This is a genomic window from Actinacidiphila sp. bgisy160 (genome assembly GCF_057707815.1).
In genome coordinates this window covers 1-9848 of sequence record NZ_JBYIQW010000100.1, presented here as the reverse complement: position 1 = coordinate 9848, position 9848 = coordinate 1, and the positions used below count along the sequence as shown (strand labels likewise).

Below are 9848 nucleotides of genomic sequence, written 5' to 3'. Positions count from 1 at the left end.
CGCCAGCACCCACACCCTCTACCTGCCCGACACCGAACTGACCACCGACACCACCGGTGCCGTCGCCTCCTGCCAGCGCTACTACAGCCAGGCCGGCGCACCCACCGTGATGCGCGCCATCACCCGCGGCACCGGCGACCCCGCGCTGACCGCGATGGTCACCGACCACCACGGCACCGCCACCGCCACCATCGCACTCGCCACCGGGCAGGCCATCAAACGCCAAAAGACCGACCCCTTCGGCGTTCCCCGTACCGAAGACAGCAACTGGCGCTCCCACCGCGGCTACCTCGGCGGCACCGACGACACCACCACCGGCCTCACCCACCTCGGCGCCCGCGAATACGATCCCGACACCGGCCGCTTCATCTCCGCAGACCCCATCCTCGACATCGCCCGACCCCTCAGCCTCAACGGCTACGCCTACAGCGCCAACAACCCCGTCACCCTCACCGACCCCACCGGCATGGACTACGGATGCGGGGGCGGCTCCTGCGCCTACATGAACGACGGGTCCAGCGCGCGCCTCGAAGACGAAGGTAAGCACAAGGGGCGTCAAGCCGGTAGGCGCGGCGGTCTGGGTAACGTTGTTGTCTTTACTAGCAATGACGGATGCGGAGGATGCCTAAGCAACTGGAGTCCCCCAGCTGTAGATCTCAGTAGAGCTGAGGATTGCTCGTCCACCACTGGGGGCGAGTCGTGCACGGGAGACTTCGCCGAAAAGGTAGTTGAAAGGTCGGTAAGGCTCGGAACCGCTATCGGTCGTCTCACCGGTGTACCCCAGTACGTCAACTGCGTTGTTACCCACGATGAAGCTGATTGCTACGAGTCCGGTGCGCTCTATTCTGCTGGCGGCCCCGCAAAGGAAGCGGCGCTTCTTTCCCGCGCGGTGGGTCGCACAGAAGAAACTTTGGCGGCCAGGGCCGCGAGCAAGACTGCTGCTAAGGGTCCCGGCGGTGCCCGAACGTTGGCCCGTCCTGGCGGCTCTCTTAAAGGCGTAAACCCCTCAGGGTCCATGACAAATTGTGCGAAGTGTGCGAGAGCTACAGACCTGAGGCTGCAAGGCATCGAGGCGGTGGCTGATTCTGGTGACATCACCGACGCATCAGAACTCGAGGCTCTTTATGGTGCCACCTTCAAGCCGGCAGCCGGTCCGGATGGTATCGCAGGGGAGCTTCTGAGGCGAGGCAACGGGGCGCGCGGAATTGTCTACGCGTTCGACACTGAAGGTAGTGGCGAAATTGTGGCTGGTCACTTCTTCAATGCCGTAAATCATGACGGTCGTGTAAAATTCCTTGACGGTCAAGCTGGAGGCTATGCCGACACTGAATGGGAATACATGGACTTCATGTACACGGGAGGCGGGAAGAAATGATTTCGATAGGTGAAGCTCGGGTAATTGCCGAGAATTTTGGGAGGCAAAACATTCCCGAATGGGAAAGGTGGGGGTGTGTCGTTCGAGAAGCGGAATCGCTCGGACTGCCCGGCTACTTTACTTTCATCTATCCTCCTGGGAACGTGGGGAGAGACGGTAAACCGATCCGGCTTGGAGGGAATTTTCCCATCCTTGTGGATAGGGAAACCGGCGAACCTCGATTCGTAAAGGGGCGTGCCGAGTATTTGCTGATGAAGAGGAATAGCTCATGATGGTAGCGGCTGGTGCCGAAGTGGCGGCGCCAGCCGCATCTGGCCTCGATGTTTCGTGACGGTCCGTCGGTTCTTCTTGCGGGCCGTTTCGGTGTTCGCAGGTTGTGGGCAAGCACTGGGCCCGACTGATGGGAGAACTTGTACCGGTTGAAACCTGTGGGATTAGTTTCTCTCGGGATCGGAGAATTCAGGGAAGTGTCGAGCTCTATGTCGATGGTTACCCGATTCTCGGACGGTGCAGTAGTGGGCTCTATCGTCGATTCGAAGGTGAAGCAGGTCTACGGGGCCAGCAAGCAGGGCGCCGAGCACGGATACACCAAGGTCAAAGGCTTGTACTGCTGGGTGGCTACCGCCTCCACCCCGCTCCGCCCTCGACACTTGAGCGTCAGCATGCAACGGGCCCGGCGGCCGTGTGGCTGCCGGGCCCGCGACGTTCCAGGGGCGGGCCGCTTTAACTCTGGGACGCGACCGGGGCTGCCGCGTCCAGTCCGAGGACGCGCACCAGATCGGCGGTGACGACGCGCATGCGGCGGCCCGCACGGATGACCTTGCAGGGGAACTCGCCCTTGCGTGCGAGGTCATACGCCGTGGTGCGGCCGATGCCGAACGCGGCGGCGGCGGCGGCGGTCTCGAGGTCCGTCGTCGGCGGAAGAGCGAGAACGTCACCTGTGGTCACCGAGTGGGTCATTTCGGCGCAACTCCTTGTGACGAATTGGGCGGATTGGGTTCTCAGTGCGCACAGTATGACATGGGTTGGCGCAGCGCAATTAAGCGCGTACTTTGGGTCATCATGGAGCACTCGCAGGACTGGCCGTCACAGGTCAGCAGAACGATCGCCCAAGAGGTCCGCCGCCACCGCACCGAGCAAGGCATGAGCGCGCAGCAGCTCGCCGACGAGTGCGAGAAGCGCGGGGCGCCGATGGCCCGGACCGTGATCTCCAACATCGAGAACGGCAGGCGCGGCAACGTCACAGTCGCCGAGGTGATAATCCTGGCCGCCGCTCTCGGCGTGCCCCCGGCCGCCCTCGTCTTCCCCGTCGGCTACGCCGACCGGGTCGAGCACCTGCCTGGCGAGAGTGCCGCGCCCCTGGCGGCTCTGGACTGGTGGAACGGCACGACGGCTGTGTCTGGGTCGGCGTTGGAGCTGCTGCGCCGGCACCGCGATCTGGAGTCCCGCATCCGCTCCCTCTACAAGGGCATCTGGGAGCAGGCCATCTCCGAGTATCGGTGGCACGGAGAGCCCGACGGCCCTGAGGCCGAGGCGGCCCGAGACGTCGCCCGGGAACTGACGGTGCAGCTGCACGAGCTGCGCGACGAGATCACCCGCCGAGGCCTGCGGCTGCCGCCGTTGGCGGGCCTGGACAGATCCCTGCCGCCAGGCGGCGACGGCACACCGGCCCAGTAGGCGCACGACCCCCGGACGTAGGAGATCACATGGCCGGAGCGCGGCGTGCTGGCGGCATCACCAGGCGGTGCGAATGCCGCGACGAGGACGGCAAACGGCTTGGCGCGAAGTGTCCGCAGATGGCGAAGCGTGCCCACGGCAGCTACCAGCTTCGCCAAGAGTTGCCGCCCGATAAGGACGGGGCCCGGCGGTCGTTCCGTCGTACCGGCTACGCCTCGGTCAAGGACGCCCAGTCTGAGTTCGACAAGCTGCGCGCCGTCCTGGACATGGCCGAGGACGACGAAGATGCAGCGCTCCGGATTGGCGGTCTCCTCGCAGCGGTGATGCGCGAGCGCGAGCCAGTGCCGGAGGCCGCAGAGGTCCGGCGCCGCCTCGCCGGCGGTGTGCCGATGGACAACGCGATGACGGTCGGCGACTGGCTCGATCAGTGGGTGGAGTCGAGGAAGACGAAGCGAACGACGACGAGCGGCTACGAGTCACACATCCGCGTGCACCTCAAGCCGAAGCTGGGGCACTACCGCCTGGACAGGCTGAATGTCGGCCATGTGCAAGCGTTCTTCAACGCGATCGACGAGCAGAACGAGGTCGCCGCCGCCGAGAACGCTGCGCGCCGCGAACAGGAGGCGCGATGCAAGTGGGGCCGCAACGGCAGGCCGTCGGCTGCAGAGTCCGCGCGCCTGATGGCCGAGCGCGAGAAGTTGGCGGCGATGCCGCCGTACAGGCTCATCACGGGGCCTGCCACGAAGCAACGCATCCGCGCGACACTGCGCGCCGCACTCAACGGCGCGATCCGCCGTCAGCTCATCACGTTCAACCCGGCCCAGTGGGTGGAACTCGACAGCGGAAAGCGGCCAAAGGCAGTGCTGTGGACAGAGCAGCACGTGGAGCACTGGCGCCAGACAGGCGAGCGGCCAAGCGGCGTCATGGTCTGGACGCCGGAACAGATCGGCGCATTCCTCGACACCGCCGAGGACAGCCGGCTGTATGCGTTCTTCCACCTGATCGCGTTCCGCGGCCTGCGTCGCGGCGAGGGCGTCGGCCAGGACTGGAGGAACGTCGACCTCGAGCGCGGTTCCATCACGATCGCCAAGGAGATCATCGTCGACAACTGGGAGGTCTTCGAGGACGCCCCGAAGACCGACGGCAGCGCGGCGACGATCGCACTGGACTCCGTGAACGTGGGCGTGCTGCGCGAGCATCGCGCGCGGCAGCAGGCGGAGCGCAAAGCGTGGAATCGGCACGCGGCCGACGAGCGCGCCGAGGGCAGGGATGCTGCGGATTGGACGGACACCGGGAAAGTGTTCGTCGAGCGGGACGGGACATGGCTGCACCCGGAGAAGGTCAGCGAGGAGTTCCGACGGATCTGTCGGCGCGGCGATCTCCCGCCGATCAATCTCCGCGACCTGCGCCACTGCGCGGCGACGCTCATCCACGCCGGCGGCGGAGATCTCCACGCGATCAAGGAGACGCTGCGGCACTACGATCCAGCTCGCCTCGGACACGTACACGTCGCTCCTGGACGAGGTGGACAGGGCCATCGCCGAGAAGGCCGCGGCGCTGGTGCCGCGTGCTCGCCGTGGTGACGCTGTGCCCGTCGCGGAGTAGGCGGTGGGGCATGCGGACGGGGTCTCGTCACTCCTGGTGGCGGGGCCTTTCTGCTCGCCCCTTGCTCGCCCGAACGCAGCGGAACTTGCTGACACAGGGCGTACTAGCCGTCACGACGGTTCGAGCGGGCAGATGCCGGAAGGGTTGCTGACCTGCACGGACTGGCAGTCCGCGTACGAGGCGGCACAGGCTGATATGAGGCGGAGCGACGGTACGGCGGACTCATATCCGTCGGTCGTGGGTTCGAGTCCCACCCGCCCCACCAAAGGCCGTGGCCCGCAGGCTCAGGACCTGCAGCGGGATAACGAACGAAGCCCCTCCGGGTCACCCGGAGGGGCCGTCAAGATCATCTGCCCGTCCGATGCTCGCCCAAGCGTCAGTACGGTTCGTTGGGGAACGGACGGGTGGCCGGCAGCGAAGTTGCCAGACCTACGGCGGCGATGCGGCCCGCATCCGCCTGTCCCCGGCCTTGGGCCCGGGATCGGCTATCCGCAAGGCAGGGGTCGGCCCAGGCAGTTGTCTGTGCCCCTTCGCTTCATGGCCGTAGCTCAGCCGGTGCTCAACTGAAGTGCGCGGTTTGTCAGGCTCGTCGGCCATCGTGGCCCCGACCAGGGCCTTTGTCCCGGTCGGGGCCACGCGGCGTTCGGTCGGGTTCCCGCCCCTACCTGCGGTTCTCCGGCATTCCCCGCGCGATTGTGGTCAGCCGAAGGCCCTTTTGTCGGCCCAGCCGCCGGCCGGGCCGCGGGCCCGCCGCTACGGCGTCGCCTCGCTACCAAGCCCGGCCCCTGGCCGCGCAGAAACAGCAACCCGGGAAGACCAGCGACCGTCAGCAAACAGGCTGACGCACGATCACCCGGCACGCCTGGAGTCATGCGCAGGGCCACACCGGTGTCGCCTCGGCCGTACGGCTCCGCCAGACCGGCCAGCGGAGTGCCACGACCGGCGCGGTCGACGCGGGGAGAACGGTCACCGGGGCCACGGTCAACGCGCAGGACCTGGGCGGTCGGGGCCCGGTAGGCGGTGTGCTGGGGCGGGCGCCGACGCGATCTTGACCCACCTACCCGGGCCGGGGCCTGCGTCGGGTACGGCTAGGGGGCCACGGGGCACAACCGCGGGCAGGTCAAGTGCCTGCCCCGTTCGCCGGGCCAGCGTACGGCCCCCGGCCCGCGCCCGACCCCAACCCGGCGCGCCACCGGCCCAAGATCGAGCCGACACCCGCGTGGTCACGTGACCGGCGTGGGCTGTCAGACGGCAAAGAGCCGCAGCTTGACGCCGATGGAGTCGGCAAGGTGGTTGAGATCCTCAGGATCGCTGGTGACCACTGCGGCCTGGTACTGGACGGCGGTGGCGACGACGATCGCGTCGACGACGTCCGCGGTCCCGGAGGCCGCGCAGGCAACACCGGCGGCGCGACCGGTGCGCTCATCGTCGGGGCGGATGTCGCAGCCCTTGAGCACACGCGAGATCTGGTGCTGCGGTCCGCCGCGCCATGCCTGAGCGAGAACCACCACCGGCATAATCGGCCGAATGCGGGCGGCGGTCAGCTCGTCGTGCAGGGCGAGGAAGTCCGGGTTGCGCCGTTCGGCGGCCAGAAGAGCGCCGGTGTCGTAGACGATCGTGCGCACTACCCGGCCGCCCGCCACGGCTCGTCATCGAGTAGCCCGGCTTCCAGCAGGAACTCGCGGGCGCGCTGCCGGGACTCCTCCGGCAGCTTGCCGTGCTCGCTCTCGTACTCGGCCACAAGCTCGCGGGCAGCGGCGCGGCCCGCCGCGTGAAGGGCGGCGATGCGGGCCTTCTCGACGGCGGCCTCGGCCAGCCACGCGGAGACCGGCTTGCCCTCTTCCGCCGCCGCCGCCTTGATCGTCTCCTCGACCTCGGGCGGCACCGAGATCGACAGCTTCCGTGCAGGCATGGCTCCACGATAGCGCTTGGTAGGAACGCGTTCCTACCGTTTTTCCCTCTCTCGCCAAGGCCGACCTGTGGACCGCCGCAGGACAGCGCATGCTCACCTGGCCAACGAGCCCCGCCCCACCCGCCCGCCCTCGACCCAAAAGACCTCGGAGACCCCGCACCGGACGGCCGGCCGAGACCCCGTGCTGCCCGCATCCCGAAGATCCACCCTGAAACCGCCGGACACCAAGGATCAGAGGTCGCGCGGTGGATCCGGGCTGAGGTGTCGCGGCGGGAATCTGGGCGTCCATGGCAGGACTCTGACTTGCGGCGATATAGGAACAAGCTCGGCTGCTGGAGGTGACGCAGCGAAGCCGAAACAAGATCCAGGGGGCGTGCAGGGGGGCGTGAGGAAATGGAGCGGACCCGCAGGAAGAGGGCTGCCTGACCGCCTGTGCTGTCACTGTCCGCCTGCCGGGCACCGCTCTCAGGACGTGTTCGGCCAGAGAGGTCGAACGTCGAGCAGCGGGAGGTCATCAGAGGCTCGGCCTCCGCCTTATCGGGTATCAGATTCTCTGAGAGTATGAGGTCATGAAGACGATGACCGCTACCGAAGCATCACGGAACTTCGCCTCCGTGCTGGACAGCGCGGAACGCGGCGAAACCATCGTGATCACCCGCGGGGGGAAACGCCTGGCCGTGCTCGGCCCGGCGCCCAAAGCCACGGGCCGTGCGGTCAAGGATGCTCTCCTGCCCTACGTCGACACCCTCGACGACGCCTTCGAGGGCGATGTGATGGCCACCCGTGATCTGCTGACGCTGGACGATCCGTGGAACGACTGATCCTGGACACCGGCGTGTTGATCGCGGTTGAGCGCCGGAAAGTCGTCCTTGACGATGTGCTCGCGGACGATGACGACCCGGTGATCGCCGCCATCACGGCCGCGAAGTTGCTCCAGGGCGTCGAACTGGCCGACGACACCAACCGGCTTGCCCGCCAGTCATTCGTTGACGCCATCCTCGCAACGGTTCCGGTCGAGGAGTACACCGTGGACATCGCGCGGGCTCATGCGCGACTGCTCGCCCACGTCCGCAGGGCCGGCCGGCCCAGAGGAGCCCACGACCTGATCATCGCGGCAACCGCCCTGACCACCGCACGCGCAGTAGTCACCTACGACAAGCGAGCGTGCTTCGACGACCTTCCTGGTGTTCGTGTACGTAGGTTGTGACGGGCCCGGGCGATCAGCCGTTGGCAAGTGCGCCTGCCTCAGCCGCCGGCTGCCCACTCAGTGGCGGGAGTTGTGGCGTGGCACGCGGGTTTTCTTTTTCATCGGGGCTCTCCTTCGTGGATACCCCTGGCTTCAGCGCTCCGCCTGCGGCACCTTGCGGGACACGATGCCGCTGAAGGTTCGCACCTGGACGTGCGGCTGCGGGACGACCCATGACCGGGACGTGAACGCGGCGAAGAACATCCTGGCCGTCGGGCTGACGGCGTCTGTCTGTGGAGCTGGTGTAAGACCTCAACGGAGCACTCCGGGCGGGCAGCCGGCGATGAAGCAGAAACCCCTACGGCGCGAGCCGTAGGAATCCCCCTCCTTCAGGAGGGTGAGGAAGTCAACACCGTTACTCAGTGGTGCGCGCGTTGAGGCGGAGGCGGCGGTGTGGGTGAGACCGCGGTCTGCAGGATGCCTGCTACGGCGCTGGCGCCGACGCATCAAGGGGGGCGGACCGATGGGTCGATCGGGTAGGCGACGACGTTCACCGGGCAGCGTCCGCTGCCGGGGAGTCACATGCAGGTCGTGTCCATGTGGCCCTGGTGTGCGGGCGATCATGTCAGTCGCTTTGGCTGGATGCTGTCGCGCAAGCCTGGCCCGCCGCTTCGGCAGCCGTCCGCATCACCCCACGAAGTGAGACAGCGTGAATGCACGCTGCTCGTGTGGCAGGTGGCGGTCGAGATCCGGCGCAAGCTCCCGACGCACTTGGCTCTGAGGACGGCGGCCACCCGGCGTTCAGCATCCCCTCGCTCGGGGCCGCCCGTCATCGCTGATGCGCCGTAAGTCCCCCTGCTCGATGGGGTGCTCAGTCCTCGTCCCGCTGGCCTCCGCCGCCCGGCAGCGCTCCGGCCGGACGCGCACCACGGCGCGGCCGCCGGGTCCACCGCGACGCCGCGGACGGTCGTCCTCGACGGGAAGGATCTGGTGCGGGTGAAGGCCCGGCTCCGCGCCGGCGATCCGCGGGCCCGCCGCGCCCTGCGGGACCTCGTCGTCCAGGCCGACGCGTGGCTGGGGCAGGGCCCGGCCGCCACCGGTGCGGAGCCGTGGCCCCACCCCGAGCTGCACTTCCACGCCCACACCGCCTCCGACGTCGTGCACGCCTCCCATGTCGTGCCTGCCGCCACCGCCGGCCACGGCGACCGGCGGGCTGGCGCCGCGCTCGCGGACCTGGCAGCGCCGCCGGGTGGCGACCTGTGGGCGCTGCGGCCCGCCCCGGAGCAACTGGACGGCGTCACGGGCTGAACGGGGACGGCCGGGACCCGGGTTCCTCCGGATGCGCCATCCGGGTGACTGTGATGTGCTGGGGAATGTCGATGACGGTCCGGCACCGCGATCCGGGTGCCAGGACCCCGGCCATCCCGCCCCTTCCCAGGGGCCGGTGATCCGCGCTCCCTCGTAGGCACCGTCGTGTGCCCGGTGCCTCGGGAGCGCCGGCGCAGGCCGATTCCGACCACCGACCCGAGGTGGATCCCATGGCTCTCGCGAAGAAGCTCGCCGCAGGAACGATCGCCGCCCTCGCGGCCGGGGCCCTGGCCCTCGGCGGCACCGCCACGGCCGTCGCCGACGACGGCTGCCACGGCGGGGACCGGCAGGACGGTTCCCTGTCGCGCTGCCTGCCGGGCGACTCCGGATGGACCGCCGCGGATGTCCAGGAGGCGCTGCGGTCCTTCCTGCAGGCCCATCCGGACATCGCCGCCGATCCCCATGTGCAGGCCTTCGCCGCCCTCGCCACGCAGTGGCTGGAGGCACATCCAGCGATGACGCACCAGCAGTTGATGGAGGCGCTGAAGCCGGTCGTCTCCTGCCTGGAGGCGGGCGGCGCACCGCGGACCTGCGTGACGTCGCCGTCCTGAAGGAAGGGCCGGACGATGCCCGACGGCCCGGTGATCCTCGTGACCGGTGCCGCCGGGAGCGTGGGGGCGGCCGGGCACACGGCCGTCGAGTCGCTGAGGGAGCGCGGCTTCCCCGTGCGCGCCTTCGTCCACCGCGGGGACGATCGGGCGGCTCAGCTGCGGGGGTCGGCTCTT

General features: G+C 68.2%; 8 protein-coding genes and 3 pseudogenes. 8 read left to right on the top strand and 3 right to left on the bottom strand.

Annotated elements, in window-relative coordinates; all coding sequences use genetic code 11:
- On the top strand, positions 1-1375 hold a 1375-nt coding region (locus tag AC3EUJ_RS36500), incomplete at its 5' end, for an RHS repeat-associated core domain-containing protein (protein ID WP_431969202.1).
- 723 nt (positions 1376-2098) lie between these two features.
- Here AC3EUJ_RS36500 and AC3EUJ_RS36495 read toward each other — a convergent pair.
- Entirely contained in the window at positions 2099-2335 is a 237-nt protein-coding gene (locus tag AC3EUJ_RS36495) for a helix-turn-helix domain-containing protein (protein ID WP_431969200.1), read from the bottom strand.
- Between the two features lie 102 nt (positions 2336-2437).
- Between AC3EUJ_RS36495 and AC3EUJ_RS36490 the strand changes: the two genes are divergently transcribed.
- Both AC3EUJ_RS36490 and AC3EUJ_RS36485 read left to right on the top strand, forming a co-directional pair.
- Entirely contained in the window at positions 2438-3052 is a 615-nt protein-coding gene (locus AC3EUJ_RS36490; RefSeq protein WP_431969198.1) for a helix-turn-helix domain-containing protein, read from the top strand.
- Between the two features lie 29 nt (positions 3053-3081).
- A pseudogene (locus AC3EUJ_RS36485) lies at positions 3082-4657 on the top strand (site-specific integrase).
- A 1244-nt stretch (positions 4658-5901) separates the two neighbouring features.
- Here AC3EUJ_RS36485 and AC3EUJ_RS36480 read toward each other — a convergent pair.
- Complete coding sequence (locus AC3EUJ_RS36480) at positions 5902-6282, bottom strand: PIN domain-containing protein (protein ID WP_431969196.1); 381 nt, start codon at positions 6280-6282, stop codon at positions 5902-5904.
- The gene (locus tag AC3EUJ_RS36475) at positions 6282-6569 is read right to left on the bottom strand and encodes a hypothetical protein (RefSeq protein ID WP_431969194.1); all 288 of its coding nucleotides are present in this window, start codon (positions 6567-6569) and stop codon (positions 6282-6284) included. Before AC3EUJ_RS36475 ends, AC3EUJ_RS36480 begins: the two co-directional genes overlap by 1 nt.
- Positions 6570-7138: 569 nt before the next feature.
- Between AC3EUJ_RS36475 and AC3EUJ_RS36470 the strand changes: the two genes are divergently transcribed.
- The 5 genes and pseudogenes from AC3EUJ_RS36470 (at position 7139) to AC3EUJ_RS36450 (ending at position 9674) form a co-directional block, all read left to right on the top strand.
- Entirely contained in the window at positions 7139-7390 is a 252-nt protein-coding gene (locus AC3EUJ_RS36470) for a type II toxin-antitoxin system Phd/YefM family antitoxin (protein ID WP_027731192.1), read from the top strand.
- On the top strand, positions 7378-7776 hold the full coding sequence (locus AC3EUJ_RS36465; protein ID WP_431969192.1) for a PIN domain-containing protein: 399 nt from the start codon (positions 7378-7380) through the stop codon (positions 7774-7776). Before AC3EUJ_RS36470 ends, AC3EUJ_RS36465 begins: the two co-directional genes overlap by 13 nt.
- 139 nt (positions 7777-7915) lie before the next feature.
- A pseudogene (locus AC3EUJ_RS36460) lies at positions 7916-8131 on the top strand (zinc ribbon domain-containing protein); the annotation flags it as partial.
- A 710-nt stretch (positions 8132-8841) separates the two neighbouring features.
- Positions 8842-9063 (top strand): annotated as a pseudogene (locus AC3EUJ_RS36455) (alginate lyase family protein); the annotation flags it as partial.
- A gap of 230 nt (positions 9064-9293) precedes the next feature.
- Complete coding sequence (locus AC3EUJ_RS36450; RefSeq protein ID WP_431969190.1) at positions 9294-9674, top strand: hypothetical protein; 381 nt, start codon at positions 9294-9296, stop codon at positions 9672-9674.
- The last annotated feature ends 174 nt before the right edge of the window (positions 9675-9848 follow it).